The sequence below is a fragment of the Pseudolysobacter antarcticus genome (genome assembly GCF_004168365.1).
In the GTDB taxonomy this organism is placed as follows: Bacteria; Pseudomonadota; Gammaproteobacteria; order Xanthomonadales; family Rhodanobacteraceae; genus Pseudolysobacter; species Pseudolysobacter antarcticus.
Genome location: NZ_CP035704.1, coordinates 3,731,340 through 3,747,730 on the forward strand (window position 1 = coordinate 3,731,340; position 16,391 = coordinate 3,747,730).

Here is a 16,391-nt window from a genome sequence, read left to right on the forward strand (position 1 = left end):
CGCGCCGACTGGCCGACTTGGCGCCAAGCCCCGTACAATCCGACCATGCAAAGTCCGACCACTCTCGCCGATCATTTTCTGATCGCCATGCCGATGTTGCACGACGCCAACTTTGCGCGTGGCGTTACCTATTTGTGCCAGCACAATGAAGACGGCGCGATGGGCCTGCTGATCAACCGCCTGTCCGAATATCGGCTCGGTGATGTCCTCGCGCAAATGAATCTGAGTTCGGAGTTGCAGGACGTTATCGACGCACCGGTGTTGATCGGTGGCCCGGTGCAGCCCGAACGTGGTTTTGTATTGCACGCGCCGCAGGGCAATTGGGATTCGTCCTATCGCATCACCGACAGTCTGTGCGTGACGACCTCGCGCGATATTCTCGCCGCGATCGCCGAAGGCAACGGCCCGCAACAAGCGTTGATCGCACTCGGTTACGCCAGCTGGGGCGCCGGTCAGATCGAGCAGGAACTCAAGGAAAATTCCTGGCTCACCGCCGACGCCACACGGCAGATATTGTTCGAAACGCCGCTCGACGAACGCTGGGATTCCGCCGCTGCACTGGTCGGTGTGAAGCTCGCCAACCTGACCAGTTATGCCGGTCATGCGTGAGTTCATGACAGGCGGCGCGCAATGAGCTGTGTTCTCGGTTTCGACTTCGGCACGCGCCTGATCGGCGTTGCGGTGGGCAATCAGATTACGCAAAGCGCGCAGGCACTTAGTGTGATCGAAAATTCGCCCAGCGGGCCGGACTGGGCGAAGTTCGATGCACTGCTGAAAGAATGGCGGCCACAAGCCTTGCTGGTTGGCCTGCCGCTGACGCTGGACGACAAGGAACAACCGATCACGCGTGCCGCACGCGCCTTCGCCGCCGCGCTGCAAAAACGCTACGACTTGCCGGTGCACGCGGTCGATGAGCGTTACACCTCGATGGAAGCGAGCCGGCGCTTCGCCGAACAGCGCCGCAGCGGTACCGCCAAACGCAAGCACGCCGCGAATATCGATTCGGTCGCAGCGCAAATCATCGTCGAATCATGGCTCGCAACCGCCTGAATTTGCAACGCGCGTTACAGCGCTCGAGCGGCCTGCGATAATAAGCGACATCCTCGCCTGACTCGATTGCCATGCCCCAGCCCCAACTCGACGAACATGGCCGCCTGCGTCACTTGTTGACGCTGGAGGGTCTACCGCGCGCCACGCTCGAACATCTGCTGGATCGGGCCGAACAACTGCGCGCGCTCAGCCACAACGGCACACGACGACTCGATCTGCTCAACGGCCGCACCGTGATCAATCTGTTTTTCGAGCCGAGCACACGCACGCGTACGTCGTTCGATCTCGCCGCCAAACGCCTCGGCGCGGATGTCATCAACTTCGATATCGCTAGCTCATCCACGGTCAAGGGCGAGACTTTGCTTGATACCGTACATACGCTCGAAGCGATGCATTGCGATGCTTTCGTGGTGCGGCACAAAGAGTCTGGCACACCAGAATTTATCGCACGCCACTTGCGCTCGAACTGCGCGGTGTTGAACGCCGGTGACGGCAATCGCGCGCATCCCACGCAAGGCTTGTTGGATGCCTTGACCTTGCTCCGACATCGCGCCGATTTCAGCCAGCTTTGCGTGGTGATCTGCGGCGATATCCGGCACTCGCGAGTGGCACGTTCGGATGTACATGCACTGCGCACGCTCGGTATCGGCGAGCTGCGTTTGTGCGCGCCCGAATCACTGTTGCCGGATGCGGCGGAAATGCCGGGCTGCCTGCTGTTCAGCGACTTTGATGCGGCCTTGCGTGGCGCCGATGCGGTGATCATGCTGCGGCTGCAGAAAGAACGCATGGAAGGCGCGCTGATTCCATCCGAAGCCGAATATTTTCGCCGCTTCGGTTTGAGCAGCGAGCGCCTCGCACAGGCCGCGCCGGATTGCCTGGTGATGCATCCTGGCCCGATCAATCGCGACGTCGAGATTGCCGCCGATGTCGCCGACGGCCCGCGTTCGCTGATCCTCGAACAAGTCGGCAACGGCGTGTTCATACGCATGGCGGTCCTGCAGGAATTGCTCGGCAAATAAATACGCGACTGATGCGCGCGTCGGCGTGCTTGGTTAGACTGCACTCCTCTCCTTTCAACGCCGGAATTCTCCATGCCCGTAATCATCCGCCTTGGCACCTGTGTGCTGGCTTCCGCCCTGTTGCTCGCAGGCTGTGGAAAAACTCCTGATGCGGGTATTCCGCTGGGTTACGCACCGGCCGATACACCTTACGTATTCGGCAATATCGAGCCGATGCCGCAGGCGATGATCGATCGATACGCAACGCAGTTCCACGAGTCGTGGCCGATGCTGATCGCTTATTACCAGGAAATCCTGAGCAGCGCGGAGAAGCTCGACGATACGTCCAAGCGCGTTGCGCAAGCCATCCTCAACGAATTCAAGACCCGCGACACCTTGGATAAATTGCGCGAGATCGGCCTGCGCCCGGATGCGCACATGGCGTTGTACGGCGTCGGGGTGATTCCGGTGCTGCGTCTGGAGCTTGGCGATGCGGCGGCGTTCAAGGCATTCGTCGCGCGCGTCGAACAGAACTCCGGGCAGAAGCTCGAAATCGGCAAAGTCGGCGAGCAGGACTACTGGTTCATCGGCAAGGACGCACTCGAAGTTGTGATGGCCGTGCAAGGCAATCAGGTGGTGCTCACGCTCATCCCGAAAAATGCGGGCGAGGATCTGCGCAAGAAACTGCTCGGCATTACCCGCCCGGACAAAAACATTCTGCAGGGCGGCGCGCTTGATGCGCTGAATCAGAAATTCCATTATCTGCCGAACGGTTCGGGTTATCTCGATGTGGTGCGCTTGGTCGATCTGATCAGCAGCGCCAGCGATCCGGTGCTGCAGGAGTTCAGCACGGCACTCGGCAGCCCAGCCAAGGCGCTGGATGCAGCATGCCGCACCGATGCGCTGTCAATCGCGCAGAAATTTCCGCGCCTGAGTTTCGGTTACGAAGCGCTGACCGCGCAGCGCATGCAGGTCGGTTTCCAGCTCGAACTCGAAGCCGCGCTGGCCAAGGATGTGATGGCCGCCAGCGCCGCTGCGCCGGGCACCGCCGCACCGAGCGACAGCCTGCTTGATATCAGCATCGCGATACCGGTGCTGAAGCTCAAGGATTTCTGGCAGAAGCAGGCCAAGGCGATCGTCGCCAAGCCATATGCGTGCAGCGAGTTTGCCGACCTCAACAAGCAGGCCGTCGACGCAGTGGAGAAACTCGATAGCTCCGTGCCGCCACCGTTCAGTGATTTCAACGGCATGCGTTTCAGCCTGACCAAACTCAATCCGAAAGGCGTCGGCATGCCGGAATTCAGCGGCAAGCTGCTGTTGTCGATGAGCAATCCGACCACCACCGTGGCGATGGCGCAATTGGTCGTGCCGACGCTGAAAGATCTGAAGCTCAGCCCCGACAGCAAGCCGGTGCCGTTATCGCTCGGCGCGATGGCTGCAATGATGCCGCCGATGTTCGTCGCGATGTCACCGACGGCGCTGGCGATCTCCACCGGCGCTGGCGAAGAAACTGGTTTGGCTGCCTATCTGGCAGCGCCCGCCGCGAGCCAGCCGGTATTCATGCGCATGAGTTTCAGCGGTGCCGTGTATGGACTGTTCGGCAAATTCGCCGACACAATCAGCGCCAAGATGGGCGACAAGGAACGCGCGCAAATGGCGAAATCCGCGCAGATGATGACGGTCTACGAAAAGTGGATTCGCCACGGCGACATGCAGTTCACGGCGACGCCAAGCGGCATCGCGATTGAAGAAACGATCGATATGAACTGAGAAATTACGCGCATTTTCGCGACGCGTACTTGCTGCTGGAACGGTGTTTAGTCGCCGTTCCAGCAATCGACTAAAGCCGAATCAGATCAACGCTCAGTCAACTCCACGCCATCCAGTCCGGCCGACAACGTGTGCGCGTTGCCGCCCTGCGACAGCTTGATCTTCAGACGCACCTCGTTGGTCGAGTCGGCGTAGCGTAGCGCGTCTTCGTAGGTGATCTCGCCGGCCTGATACAGCTCGAACAGGCTCTGATCGAAGGTGCGCATGCCGAGGTTGGTGGACTCCTTCATCAGATCCTTGAGCTTGTGCACATCGCCCTTGCGGATGTAATCCTGCGCCAGCGGCGTACCGAGCAAAATCTCCATCGCGACTCGTCGCCCCTTGCCGTCCGGCGTCGGAATCAGTTGCTGCGCGACGATGCCTTTCAAATTCAGCGACAGATCCATCAACAGCTGTGAGCGCCGATCTTCGGTGAAAAAGTGGATGACTCTATCGAGCGCCTGGTTGGCGTTGTTCGCGTGCAAAGTGCACAAACAGAGGTGACCGGTTTCGGAGAAGTTGATCGCGTGCTCCATGGTTTCGCGCGTACGCACTTCGCCGATCATGATCACGTCGGGCGCTTGGCGCAGCGTGTTCTTGAGCGCGTTTTCCCAGCTGTCGGTATCGATGCCGAGTTCGCGCTGGGTGACGATGCAGCTTTCGTGGCGATGCACGTATTCGATCGGATCTTCGATAGTGATGATGTGTCCGGTCGAATTGAGATTTCGAAATCCGATCATCGCTGCGAGCGAGGTCGATTTGCCGGTGCCGGTCGCACCAACGAACATGATCAGACCGCGCTTGGTCATCGCCAGCGACTTGACGATCTGCGGCAAACTCAACTCATCAACACTCGGAATGCGCGTCTCGATGCGACGCAACACCATGCCGACATTGTTGCGCTGATAAAAACAGCTCACACGAAAACGACCGACGCCGGAGAGGCTGATCGCAAACTGGCACTCGTGGGTTTTTTCAAACTCCTCGCGCTGCGCCGGCGTCATGACGTTGAGCACCATGTCGCGCGATTGCGCCGAGGTCAGCGGATTCTGCGTGATCGGCGCGATCACGCCATTCACCTTGAGGCTGGGCGCAATGCCGGCGGTGATAAAAAGATCGGACGCCTTCTTGTGCACCATCAGCTTGAGGAAGGAAGTGAAATCGATGCTGCTCATGGCACATACCTCGTTGCTGTTTTATAAAAAGCCGGCCTGGCCCCCCAGCCAAATCCGAAATATCCACACATCCGCACAATCGTGCTGCCTACCCTTGCGCTCGCATCGAACCGTTGCGCATCTTGCGCCGATGCTTTGTCGCACAATACGAGCTTGTCGCCGATTCGCCTACCTGAAAGTTTCCTTGTTCTTGGCATAGCCAAGCGCCTGTTGCCGCGTCACCATGCCACGTCGCACCAGATCCTGCAGGCACTGATCGAGCGTCTGCATGCCGTATTGCTGGCCGGTCTGGATCGAGGAGTACATCTGCGCGACCTTGTCCTCGCGAATCAGGTTACGGATCGCCGGAATGCCGACCATGATTTCATGCGCCGCGATACGTCCGCCGCCGACCTTTTTCATCAGCGATTGCGAAATCACCGCGCGCAACGATTCCGACAACATCGAACGCACCATGCCTTTTTCGGCACCCGGAAATACGTCGATGATGCGATCGATGGTTTTTGCCGCAGATGAAGTATGCAAGGTGCCGAACACCAGATGTCCGGTTTCCGCTGCGGTCAAGGCCAAACGGATGGTTTCGATATCACGCATTTCGCCGACCAGTACGAAGTCGGGATCTTCGCGCAGCGCCGAACGCAGCGCTTCGGTAAAGCCGTGGGTATCGCGATGCACCTCGCGCTGGTTGATCAGGCACTTGTTCGAGGTGTGCACAAATTCGATAGGATCCTCGATCGTGAGGATGTGTCCGTATTCGTTCTTGTTGATGTGATCAACCATCGCCGCGAGCGTGGTCGATTTGCCCGAACCGGTCGGTCCGGTGACCAGAATCAGGCCCTGCGGTTGCTCGATGAGCTCCTTGAAAATCTTCGGACAACCGAGGTCTTCGAGGCTCAGCACTTCGGACGGAATGGTTCGGAACACCACACCCGCGCCACGATTCTGATTGAACGCATTGACACGAAAACGCGCCAGTCCCGGAATCTCGAAAGAGAAGTCGGTCTCGAGAAATTCTTCGTAATCGCGGCGCTGCCGATCCGACATGATGTCGTAGACCAGCGAATGCACCTGCTTGTGATCCAGCGCCGGGATATTGATGCGGCGGATGTCGCCGTCGACGCGAATCATCGGCGGCAAACCTGCCGACAAGTGCAAATCGGAAGCCTTGTTCTTGACCGAAAAGGCCAGCAGCTCGGCAATATCCATCCAGTTCCCCTCAAGTACAGGCGCTAATACAAGAATCAACGAGGCACGAGTATAACGCCAGCACAGCACGTGCGGCATAGTCCCCGGCCGCTATATCTCGTTGCATGTGATGGCCTGCACATTGCGGGGTGCACGGAGATAAACTGCAGCCCGCGCAATGCCGCGCGCTATCGGGCCTTCGATCAATTCATCATGACTTCCGTTGACCCGACCGGCTCGCAAAAAACCAGCCTCGATGAAATCCAGCGACGGATTTCTACTGCCGCCGCAACACACGAATTGCCGCAGCTGGTCGCGGTGAGCAAAAAACAATCCGTTGATGCGATTCGCCGTCTCGCCGGACTGGGTCAGCGTGCCTTTGGCGAAAACTATGTGCAGGAAGCGCTGACCAAGCAAAACGAATTGCGCGATCTGAATCTCGAATGGCATTGCATCGGACCACTGCAATCCAACAAGTGTCGCGAGGTTGCGGAAAATTTTGCGTGGCTGCAGAGTCTGGATCGCGCCAAACTAATTGGACCGCTGCAGCTTTATCGTCCGCCAAATCTGCCGGCGTTGAACGTATTGATCCAGGTCAACATCGATGACGAAACCAGCAAATCCGGCTGCGCGCCAGAACTGATCGAGACACTCGCAGCAGCGATCGGTAAATCGTCGCGATTGCGTCTGCGTGGCCTCATGGCGATCCCCGCGCCACACGTCGACCCTGAACTTCGTCGTGCCGCTTTTATACGTATGCGCGAACTGTTTCTGGCGCTGCAAAAAAATCATGCGGGCGTCGATACGTTGTCGATGGGAATGTCCGAGGATTTTGAACTCGCCATCGCCCAAGGTGCGACGATGGTGCGGATCGGCAGCGCATTGTTCGGCGCGCGCGCGGCTCATCTAATGCAGGGGGGATGAAACACAAGCCACGGCGAACAACTCGCCCTGTTCTCGACGAATTGCTACATCGCCCCACCCCGCAAAAAAAGACCCGGTGCGATATCCGCACCGGGTCCATTATTTCAGCTCTACATCCGCTTTATTTCAGTGGCAGGTAAAGTCAGGCCCGCCTTCGAAATCACTGCTGAATATACGATCCAGCGCATTGCCGCCGAGCGTGATCTGATCGATGAATCCGCCGGCAAAATCCGCACCCGGATCGCTGGACAGAACCCAACGCAACTTGATCGTCTGGCCAGCATAGGCGCTGAGGTTTTTGCTGAACGGCAGGAACGCCGCTACCGATGTTCCGTTGCCCGCATCGTGGTTGTTTGCCGCACTCACACTAACGCCGGTAAATGCACCGTGAGTGGCGATATATCCACACGCATTCACCGGCGGACTGGTGGTCTGCGCGAACGTGCTTGGATAGCCGCCGTCGGGCGGCAGATCGGTCCAGGTGCTGCCGCCGTCGGTGGATATCTCCATGACGATGCCATCCCACTGATATTCGAAGTCGTACTTGGCTTTGAAGGAAAGCGCCGCACCGGCCTGAACGAGAATCGGCGGCGTGGTAATCGCGGCGCAACTCAGATCGGGATAATTCAAACCATCGCCGCCGGTATGGTAGCTGTAGCCACCAACGACACTTGCAGCACTATTGGTGTTCTGCCACGGCGCGGCGGCCTGCATGTATGAATGCGTGATCGCGTTGTCGAAGTAGGTGTTGCCATCCAGACCCGCCGGCGAAAGCGGCGTCGCGGCAATCGTACGCAAATGGTTCGACGCGTTGCCGAAACTATCCACCGCCTGCACGCCGTAGTACTGGGTCAGACCGCTGCTGACTGCCGTATCCGTGTAGGACGTTGCGGCCAGACCACTGATCAGCGTGGTGGGTGCGGTGAAATAAGGCGAATTGTCGCGCTGCACGTTGTAGGTAATCCCGGTATTGGTCGGGCAGTTGGCGCTTGCGGCATTCCAGCTGAAATTGACTTGGCAGGTGCTGGAAACGCCATTGTCGAGGATGCTGACTTCGTCGAACTGAGGCTGCAACCCACAGGTATTTTGCGAAGTCACGTCCACACAACCCGATACATCGCCTTCGACATCATTCTGCACGCCACGCACTTTGTAGGCGTAACTGAATCCACCCTGCGCCGTCTTGTCGGCAATCGGACTGGTAGCGGCATCACCGACGAGACGGAAATCGCCCGCTATTGCCGACGCACAGGTGCCCGCCGCGCGGTAAAGCTGGAAGCCTTGCGCACCGACCGCGGCGTTGAATCCGATAGTGACGCCGTTGATCGCATCATTGGCGGCCACGACCACGGCAGTTGGCGCCGGGAAGGCCGCTTGATCGGGCAAGCCGAACGCGCCAGAAACTGCCAGCGCATATCCTTGGCGAGCCGTATTTATACGGCTACCACCAGGAACGCTGGTTGCCTTTACGCGGAAGGTGTAGCTGCCTGCAACTGGCACGGTAATGCGAACCTGCTCGACCGTATTCTTGCTGTCGGCACTGCCACCGGTAACCGATATACCACTGGAAAACACGTTGCCTTTGTACAGCGTTGCGCCGGGGCCCTCGACTTCGAGATCGAGGTTGTTCACAAGGGTCAATGCCGCACCGAGCGACGCTTCTGGATCGTACCAGGTGAGTGTCGCGCGGAGCTCCTGACCGGCCTGCACATTGGCAATCGTGTACTGATTGCTGTCACCAGTTTTCAAGCCTGCGGCATTGGTACGTTCGAACAGACGCATGCGGCGAGCATCAGTGCCCGTGGTAGTGGTCGAGAACCAGAGATTCGAATCCAGCCACGCACGCCCCCAGCCAAAATTCATCCCGCTCCATTCAGCAGCCGTGTTGTAGTTGGTGCCGGTGCCATTCAACAGCACCACCTTCATCACCATGCCGCTAGGATTCAACGTATCTACACTGGTCTTGGCGCCGCGCGGATAGAAACCGTCGCTGAAGAACTGGCGCATGAGTGCCGCGTTGCCTGCAATCGTGGGCGTCGCCATTGATGTACCGGAGAGCGATTTGGTTGCCGGAGCCTGCGCGGTACCTGTGACATTCACGTTGCCCGCTCCAGAAATAATCGAGCTCCCCGGCGCCATGATATCCGGCTTGATACGGCCGTCCGATGTCGGGCCGCGACTCGAAAAATTCGCGATCGTGGTGCTGCCGCCGTGTCCCAGCGCACCGACGGTGATCGCGTTTTTAGCGTTGCCCGGTGAACCGACAGAACTGGTGCAAACGCCACCGACAAACTGCAATGCCGGACATCCATTGGCAACCGAAGTCACGCCATCATTACCGGCTGCGACGACAAAAATCAGATCTTCCAGTGTCGACAACGAATAATCGACGTTGCTGTCGTCACCCGCATACACGCCATAATCAGCGCTACCCCAACTGGCACTATTGATACGTGCGCCACCAGAAAAACTCTGTTTCAGAGTCCCGCGCAAATCGTTGATCGCAAGGCAGCCTGACGTATCGTTGCCGATATCCTGAAACAACAACTGTGCATTCGGGGCCATGCCGTCACCGACCTCGTGCCCCGGCGCGGTCGACGTTGATGCAATATATGTGTTCGCGCCAAATGTGCCAGCGGCATCGCCGACGGTGGTAGTGGTGGTGTGTGTGCCATGAAAACTGTTCGCGCTGCCGCCCGGGCAGGTCTTGGTATTGTCATAGGCGGTGGCCCCTGGCTGAACCCAATACGCAAGAATTTTATTGTTCGGGTAACTCAGGCCAACGGCAGGCAGAGTCGGCGCCGGATTGTCGGCAACCGTAATCGCGGTATTGCCATTGAGGGTGGTGAAAAACGCCATATTCGGCGTGGTGCCGGAATCACTGACTTCAACGATTTGTCCCGTGCCGAGCAAGCCGTGATCCCACAGCGGCGTGTTGCCGCAGAGAGTCGCGCCGGTGCCACTGCAGGCACCGACAAAATTACCCTGAATAGTACCGATACTGCCGGTGTTCACCACCTGCTGCTGAACGAATGGTGCCACCCAGGAAACTGCATCCAGGGCGGGCGCTGCAGCCAGGAATGCATCCAGCTGATCGGGCGCAAGTTCAACACGCAGCAGCAACGCATCGGAATGCGCCGTGATGATATCTATCTGTGCTTGCGGTGCGATTTTCTTGAGTGCCTCGGACAAGGCCTGGGCTGATTCACCGTCAAAACCGTGTACGTTAATGCGGTAGGTTGCGGCTGCATTTTCGCTACGCACCAGCGCTTTCAAACTGCCGCGCGCTGAAGTCCACAGGGTCGGATCGAGCTTGTAGCCGGAATCGTAATTGCCGGCCCAGCGTACCGCCGCATCGGCGCGCACGACGTCGAGATCGACCTTGTCCAGTCGCACCTGATACGCGTTGTTCGGAATATAACCGAGGAACACCACGCCGAGTTTTTCCAGGCGCTTGCGTTGATCAAGCATGCCGCTATTGAACTGCACGATGGCATAGCGGCTATTGATCGCAGCTTTTGCGCCGGTCGCTTGCAAATCGAGGCGCTGTTTGATCGGATCGAACGCGCCGGAGCGCAGCAGCAGTTGGTTCGTATCGGCGCTGAGCTCGGCAATTTCCGGCTGATGCGCTCGAACCACAGCGCGCGTATCCGTCTGCGCAGAATTTGCCACACCCGCACCAATGGCCATGGCGGCCAGCAGCGCGATCGATAAATTTCTCTTGATCATTGTCCCCTCCAGAACTTTTAATGTTTGTTAAGAAAGCGGCCAGTATGCCGGCGCTTTCTTAAGGAAACATCAGTCTTTTGGCGGAGAAATGCCCAATTTACGTCACCCTTGCGGTGAGTTCCGCGCGCTGCATCGCATCAACGGTTACCCGGAGTGCCACGTCGCGAACATCGCGATCGTGGCTGCCAGCATCACCGCCGCGGTAGTCCAGCCGAGCAAGCGCAGGATGCGCGGAATCGTGAATTTCTTGCCCATGATCTTGGCGTTGTTGGCCATCAACATCATCAGCACGAGCACTGGAACGGCGGTGACGCCGTTGATCACCGCCGACCAGAACAATGCCTTGATCGGATCGATCGATGTGAAATTCAGCGCGAGTCCCAGCAGCATGGCGCCGGCGATGACGGCGTAAAAACCTTTCGCACGCGCGGCCTTTTTGTCCAGCCCGATCGGCCAGCCCATCGCCTCGCCCACCGCATAAGCGGCCGAACCCGCCAGCACCGGCAAAGCCAGCAAGCCGGTGCCGATGATGCCGCCAGCGAACAATGCAAACGCAAATCGTCCTGCCACCGGACGCAATGCCTCAGCTGCTTCGGCGGCGGTGTTGATCGAGGTGATGCCATGCGCGTGCAGGGTCACAGCGCAAGTGAGAATGATGAAAAACGCGACAATGTTGGAGAAAAACATGCCGACCACGGTATCGACACGAATACGCCAGAATTCCGCTGGCGCTTCTTTCGGCGTGCGCTTGAGCGCTTGCGCGCCCTTGTGCGCGGTGATTTCTTCGACTTCCTGCGACGCCTGCCAGAAAAAAAGATACGGGCTGATCGTGGTGCCGAATACCGCGATCAATGCGGTCAGATAATCTGCCGATAACGACACATGCGGCCAGAATGTCTGCTTGAGCGTTTCGCCCCATGGAATCTGCACGACAAACGCTGTCGCGACGTACGCAAAAATGGTCAGCGTCAGCCATTTCAGCACATGCGCATAACGGTCGTAGCAAATGAAAACTTCGAGCAGCACAGAAACAACCGTCAGCGCGATCGCGTACAAAATCGCCGGCCCGCCGAGCAGCAATTTCGCGGCCGCGCCCATCGCGGCGATATCCGCACCGAGATTGATCACGTTGGCGATCACCAGCAGAAAGATGATCGAATACATCAACCAGCGTGGATAGGCACGCAGGTTTCCGGCGATGCCTTTGCCGCTGACTCTACCGATCCGCGCACTGATTTCCTGCACCGCACACATCAGCGGATAGGTGAACGGTATCGTCCACAACAAACCCATACCGAATTGCGCGCCGACCTGCGAATACGTGCCGATGCCGCTCGGATCGTCATCCGAGGCGCCTGTCACCAGACCCGGCCCGAGCATTTGTAAAACGTTTTTAGTTTTTGTTTCGGCGGAGATTTCCGTACTCAACACACCCTCCTTGAAATGAAAATATGCGGGTCGTCGGATAACGCGACGCCGAAATCCATCGCAGAAAAACACGACAAGTGCAATCCGCGACAGCAATAACCGCGCCGATTATGCACGTTGTCGCTGAACAAACCCCTGCCACTGCCGATCAGCACCGAGGCTGAGAAACCCTTCATCACAGAAATCCTGCCCACGGCTTCGGACGAAAATTTGCGCGCTATCCGCGGCGCGGCCATGCAGGCTTGCTATCCTTGGCAACCCTCCCGCAACACGGCGACGTGTCATGCCCAAATCCAGCCCCGCACTTCCTGTCTCCAGCGCATCGATCGCGTTCATCGGTGGCGGCAACATGGCGCGCAGTCTGATCGGTGGACTACTGCGCAACGGCTACGACGCGTCGCGCATTTCGGTCGCCGAACCGAATAGCGAATTGCGCCAGCGCCTCGCCGCCGACTTTGGCGTGCGCCATGCCACCGCGAATGCCGAGGCCGCCGATGGCTGCGACGTCATCCTGCTCGCGGTCAAACCGCAGGTTATGAAAACCGTCTGCGCCGAGTTGCGCATGGTGGCGCAAGCGAACAAACCGCTGCTGATTTCGATCGCCGCTGGCATCCGCAGCGACCAGATCGACAACTGGCTCGGCGGCCGTCTGCCGATCGTGCGCTGCATGCCGAATACACCGGCATTGATCGGTGCAGGCGCCAGCGCATTGTTCGCCAATGCCCAAGTCAGCGCGAAACAGAAACACCTCGCGGAAACCATGCTCGCGGCCGTTGGCACGGCGGTGTGGATCTTGCGTGAAGCATTGATCGATACCGTGACTGCGTTGTCCGGATCAGGCCCGGCGTATTTTTTTCTGCTGGTCGAGCTGCTCGAAGACGCCGCAGTCACGCAAGGCCTGCCGCGCGACGTCGCACGCGAACTCGCAACCCAGACCTGCCTCGGCGCGGGCCGCATGTTGCGTGAGGATGGCGAATCGCCGGCGCGATTGCGCGAACGCGTCACCTCGCCGAACGGCACCACCGAGGCCGCGCTACACCAGTTTGCCAATGACGGACTGCGCGAAGTCGTGGCGCGCGCATTGACTGCGGCAACCGAACGCGGTCGCGCGATGTCTTCCGAATTCGGCAACTGAGCGGAGCACTGAATGAATTACCTCGCCAACGCCGCGCAGATCCTCGTCCAGTTTTTTTTCGACCTGCTGATCGGTGTGGTCGTCGCTCGCGTGTTGCTGCAACTGGTGCGCGCGAATTTCTACAATCCCATTTGTCAATTTTTATACAAGTACACAAATCCGGTTTTGATGCCGCTGCGACGCGTGATTCCGGGCTGGCGCAATCTGGATATCGCCGGCGTGTTGCTGGTCTATCTGCTCGAAGTGATCAAGGTGGTCGTACTCGGCGCGCTGGCCGGCGCATCGTTGTCGTTGGCAGGCACGCTGGTCTGGGCGCTGGCCGAGCTGATCGAATATGTGCTGATGGCGTATTTCTGGCTGATCCTGATCCGCGCGCTGCTGAGTTTTATCGGCGCCGATACCCGCAGCCCGGTGATCCCGCTCATTTATCAAATTACCGAACCCGTGCTGAAACCGCTGCGCAATCGGCTGCCGCCACTCGGCGGTTTTGATTTCTCGCCGCTGATCGCAACGCTCGCGATTTATCTCGCACGCGCCTTGATTGTGCAGCCGCTGTTCGATACCGCCGCGTGGCTTGTTTGAGTACAAAAGATCAGATGATTCTCCATCGCCCATCGGAACTGTTGCCATGCGTATCCTGCTGAAATTATTCTTTTGCAATGTCTTTGTTGTCGGGCTGTTTGCGCCCGCGCGCAGTCATGCCGAACAGTTGCAGGAGTTCGGCGACTACATCGTTTATTACAACGCGTTGAGCGCCGACATGCTGCCGGACAGCGTGGCGAAGCAATACGGTTTTATGCATTCCGCGCGCACCGGCCTGCTGAATATCGCGGTGCAGAAAAAAGGCAGCACCCCGCAGCCGCAAGCGGTGTCGGCACAGATCACCGGCACCGCCACGCCGCTGCTCGGACAATCGCTGCCGATTCGCTTTCGCGAAATCAAGGAAGACGACGGCACGGTTTATTATCTCGGCGAATTTCCCGTGTCAGCACGCGACACCTATCGCATGGTTTTGTCGATCACTCCCGCCGGCCGTGAGCAGCCATACGAGCTCAAGTTCAGCAAGGAATACGTCGGTGAATAAACGGGTCGAAATTGTTTTTCCATGCGCAGGCGAGCAGCGCTGAGATGTCGCGCATTTTGTTGATCCGCCATGCCCAGGCTTCCTACGGCGCCGAAGATTACGACCAGCTCTCGCCGCGCGGTCACGAGCAGGCAAAACAGCTTGCCACGTGGTTGGTGCAGCACGAAGAAGCACTGCACCTCGGCGCCGTGGTTTGCGGCGCGATGCGTCGGCATGCGCAAACCTTGTCGATGATCGACGCTGCGTTTGCCGCCGCTGGTCGCGCCTTGCCGGCGACTGCGATCGACGCCGACTGGAACGAGTTCGACCACGACAGCGTGGTGCGCGCTTATGCCCAAACGTTTCCCGATGATCCGAAGATTGCTGCGGCGCGCGACAGTCATGCGCCGCGTGAAGTCAAAGCCTTGCTGATGGCGGCGTTGCAATCGTGGAGCCGCGCCGAACTCGACGATCGCGCAGCAGAGACGTGGTCAGCTTTCGGCAACCGGGTCGCACGTGCGCGCGCGCAATTGCCGACTCATGTCCGCAGCGGCGGCACGACGTTGGTGATGAGTTCCGGCGGCGTGATCGCACGTTGCGCGCAGGCCGCGCTTGGCATTGACGACGTGCACACGGTCGACATGAATCTGAGTCTGCGCAATACCGGCATCAGCGAATTTCATTCCAGCGCACACGGCTGGCATCTGCATACGTGGAACGGCCTGCCGCATTTTTCAGCGCCCGGTGCGCGCGAGTGGATGACCTATTATTGAGCGTTGCGATAATGCATCGCGCCCAAACCGATGAGAACCCGATGAGCGATAGCGATATCAATTTCCTGCCCGAGGTGCCTCTCGCCGCGTACCTTGAAAAACACGTCGCGGGTTTTCGCGGCCCGCTCACCGCGACCAAGTTCAAGGGTGGCCAATCCAACCCTACCTATCGTATTGACGCGGCCTCCGGCAGTTATGTGTTGCGCCGCAAACCATCCGGCAAATTGCTCGCGTCCGCACATGCGGTCGATCGCGAATTCCGCGTGCTCACGGCACTGCACGGCAGCAGCGTGCCGGTCGCAGGTCCGTTGCATCTGTGCGCGGATGACGCGGTCATCGGCAGCATGTTTTACCTGATGGAATTCGTGCCCGGGCGTGTGCTGTGGGATCCGGCTCTGCCGAAACTCGCGAGCGGCGAACGTCGTGCTTATTACGAAGCCATGATCGACATCCTGATTGCGCTTTCGCGCATCGACGTGGCGGCCGTGGGCTTGAGTGAATACGGCAAACCCGGCAACTTTTTCACGCGCCAGATCGGGCGCTGGACCGAGCAATACCACGCCGCCGCGACCGAGCAGATCGCGGCGATGGATCAGTTGATCGCGTGGCTGCCGAAAAATGCGCCGCCCGAGGACAATCGTATCGCACTCGTGCACGGCGATTTTCGCATCGATAATCTGATGTGGCATAGAGATGAGCCGACCTTGCTGGCGGTGGTCGACTGGGAGCTTTCCACGCTCGGCCATCCGCTCGCCGATCTCGCGTATTTCTGCATGGCCTGCCGCCTGCCGCCGGGCGGCGCGGTTCTGAGCGGTCTGGCCGGATTGGATCGCCGCGCGCTCGGCATTCCCGATGAAGCCGAGCTCATCGCGCGCTACAGCGCCGGCACGGGTTTGTCTGCCGGTAAACATTGGCCATTTTATCTGGCCTTCAATTTTTTCCGTCTCGCCGCGATTGCGCAAGGCGTGTACAAGCGCGCCCAGCAAGGCAACGCATCCAGCGATCAGGCGTTGCAGGCCGGCGCGATGGCGCGCGCGATCGCCGAACTCGGCTGGCAGGCGGCGAACGCCGATAACGTATCCTGAACCTGTATTACGCTACTTTTATCCCATCGACCTTCTG

At 58.9% G+C, this 16,391-nt stretch carries 14 protein-coding genes; 10 read left to right on the forward strand and 4 right to left on the reverse strand.

What is annotated here, in order from left to right:
• The first annotated feature begins 45 nt into the window (after positions 1 to 45).
• From ELE36_RS16015 to ELE36_RS16030, 4 genes are all read left to right on the forward strand, one after another.
• Positions 46 to 609 (forward strand): YqgE/AlgH family protein, encoded by a 564-nt coding sequence (locus ELE36_RS16015; protein ID WP_129835030.1) that lies wholly within the window; start codon positions 46 to 48, stop codon positions 607 to 609.
• A 21-nt stretch (positions 610 to 630) separates the two neighbouring features.
• On the forward strand, positions 631 to 1,050 hold the full coding sequence (gene ruvX, locus ELE36_RS16020; protein WP_129835032.1) for a Holliday junction resolvase RuvX: 420 nt from the start codon (positions 631 to 633) through the stop codon (positions 1,048 to 1,050).
• A gap of 71 nt (positions 1,051 to 1,121) precedes the next feature.
• The gene (locus tag ELE36_RS16025; protein ID WP_129835034.1) at positions 1,122 to 2,069 is read left to right on the forward strand and encodes an aspartate carbamoyltransferase catalytic subunit; all 948 of its coding nucleotides are present in this window, start codon (positions 1,122 to 1,124) and stop codon (positions 2,067 to 2,069) included.
• A 72-nt stretch (positions 2,070 to 2,141) separates the two neighbouring features.
• On the forward strand, positions 2,142 to 3,818 hold the full coding sequence (locus tag ELE36_RS16030; protein ID WP_129835036.1) for a hypothetical protein: 1,677 nt from the start codon (positions 2,142 to 2,144) through the stop codon (positions 3,816 to 3,818).
• An 86-nt stretch (positions 3,819 to 3,904) separates the two neighbouring features.
• Here ELE36_RS16030 and ELE36_RS16035 read toward each other — a convergent pair whose 3' ends face one another.
• Both ELE36_RS16035 and ELE36_RS16040 read right to left on the reverse strand, forming a co-directional pair.
• On the reverse strand, positions 3,905 to 5,032 hold the full coding sequence (locus ELE36_RS16035) for a PilT/PilU family type 4a pilus ATPase (protein WP_129835038.1): 1,128 nt from the start codon (positions 5,030 to 5,032) through the stop codon (positions 3,905 to 3,907).
• 168 nt (positions 5,033 to 5,200) lie between these two features.
• Positions 5,201 to 6,238, reverse strand: coding sequence for a type IV pilus twitching motility protein PilT (locus tag ELE36_RS16040; RefSeq protein ID WP_129835040.1), 1,038 nt, complete (start codon positions 6,236 to 6,238; stop codon positions 5,201 to 5,203).
• Positions 6,239 to 6,430: 192 nt separating this feature from the next.
• On the opposite strand from ELE36_RS16040, the gene ELE36_RS16045 reads away from it, so the two are divergent.
• Positions 6,431 to 7,141 carry a YggS family pyridoxal phosphate-dependent enzyme gene (locus tag ELE36_RS16045; protein WP_129835042.1) on the forward strand — a complete coding sequence of 237 codons (711 nt, stop codon included), beginning with the start codon at positions 6,431 to 6,433 and terminating at the stop codon, positions 7,139 to 7,141.
• A 126-nt stretch (positions 7,142 to 7,267) separates the two neighbouring features.
• Here the strand turns inward: ELE36_RS16045 and ELE36_RS16050 are convergent, their stop codons facing one another.
• Both ELE36_RS16050 and ELE36_RS16055 read right to left on the reverse strand, forming a co-directional pair.
• On the reverse strand, positions 7,268 to 10,870 hold the full coding sequence (locus ELE36_RS16050) for a S8 family serine peptidase (protein ID WP_129835044.1): 3,603 nt from the start codon (positions 10,868 to 10,870) through the stop codon (positions 7,268 to 7,270).
• A 144-nt stretch (positions 10,871 to 11,014) separates the two neighbouring features.
• The gene (locus tag ELE36_RS16055) at positions 11,015 to 12,298 is read right to left on the reverse strand and encodes an NRAMP family divalent metal transporter (protein ID WP_242512290.1); all 1,284 of its coding nucleotides are present in this window, start codon (positions 12,296 to 12,298) and stop codon (positions 11,015 to 11,017) included.
• Between the two features lie 283 nt (positions 12,299 to 12,581).
• On the opposite strand from ELE36_RS16055, the gene proC reads away from it, so the two are divergent.
• The 5 genes from proC to ELE36_RS16080 are packed head-to-tail and all read left to right on the forward strand — an operon-like array spanning position 12,582 to position 16,354.
• A complete protein-coding gene (proC, locus tag ELE36_RS16060) occupies positions 12,582 to 13,433 on the forward strand; it encodes a pyrroline-5-carboxylate reductase (RefSeq protein ID WP_129835054.1) in 852 nt (283 codons plus the stop codon).
• A gap of 12 nt (positions 13,434 to 13,445) precedes the next feature.
• Positions 13,446 to 14,015: a YggT family protein gene (locus tag ELE36_RS16065; protein WP_129835056.1), complete on the forward strand. Its 570-nt coding sequence runs from the start codon at positions 13,446 to 13,448 to the stop codon at positions 14,013 to 14,015.
• A gap of 46 nt (positions 14,016 to 14,061) precedes the next feature.
• A complete protein-coding gene (locus ELE36_RS16070) occupies positions 14,062 to 14,517 on the forward strand; it encodes a DUF4426 domain-containing protein (protein ID WP_129835058.1) in 456 nt (151 codons plus the stop codon).
• 44 nt (positions 14,518 to 14,561) lie between these two features.
• Positions 14,562 to 15,269 (forward strand): histidine phosphatase family protein, encoded by a 708-nt coding sequence (locus tag ELE36_RS16075; RefSeq protein WP_129835060.1) that lies wholly within the window; start codon positions 14,562 to 14,564, stop codon positions 15,267 to 15,269.
• 41 nt (positions 15,270 to 15,310) lie between these two features.
• Entirely contained in the window at positions 15,311 to 16,354 is a 1,044-nt protein-coding gene (locus ELE36_RS16080) for a phosphotransferase family protein (protein ID WP_129835062.1), read from the forward strand.
• Positions 16,355 to 16,391 lie beyond the last annotated feature (37 nt).